We start from the raw sequence: 556 nt of genomic DNA, 5'->3' as shown, positions 1-556 counted from the left end.
AGGCCGCGCCGGATCCGGCGCCGCAACCGCTGTCCCGGGGGGCGGCGAGCGGCTCCGCCTCACTTGGCGCGCCGGTGGGATCGGGCGCCCTGCGCGCCATGGGCCTGTCGCTCGAAAAGCTTTCCGCCGACGCGGGCAAGGCGCGGGATCTGGAAGCGATGATCGCCGCGGGCGACCGGGTGGTCGAGCTTGATCCGACGCTGATCGACGGTTCGTTCGTGCGCGACCGCATTGGCGAGGAAGCAACGGCTGACGCGTCGTTCGACAGCCTGATGCAGAGCATTTCCGAGCAGGGCCAGCAGGTGCCAATTCTGGTGCGCCCGCTGGGCGACAGCGGCCGCTATCAGGTTGCCTACGGCCATCGCCGCCTGCGCGCCGTGGCCCGTCTTGGCGGCAAGGTCCGGGCCATTGTCCGGCCGCTGAGCGATGTGGAGCTGGTCATTGCCCAGGCGCGGGAAAACCTCGAGCGCCGTGACCTCAGCTATATTGAAAAGGCCATGTTCGCGCGGCGGCTGGAAGAGCAGTTCGACCGCCCGACGCTGATGGCGGCGTTGGG

The 556-nt window shown here is 69.4% G+C and carries 1 protein-coding gene; it reads left to right on the top strand.

What is annotated here, in order from left to right; genetic code table 11:
- The coding region (repB, locus tag AC4FS3_RS29285; RefSeq protein ID WP_491023461.1) for a plasmid partitioning protein RepB at positions 1-556 on the top strand (556 nt) is incomplete at both ends.

Source organism: Pseudogemmobacter sp. TB195, assembly GCF_058313095.1.
Note: the sequence above shows the minus strand (reverse complement) of the source record. Positions and strands in the feature narration are given on the sequence as shown.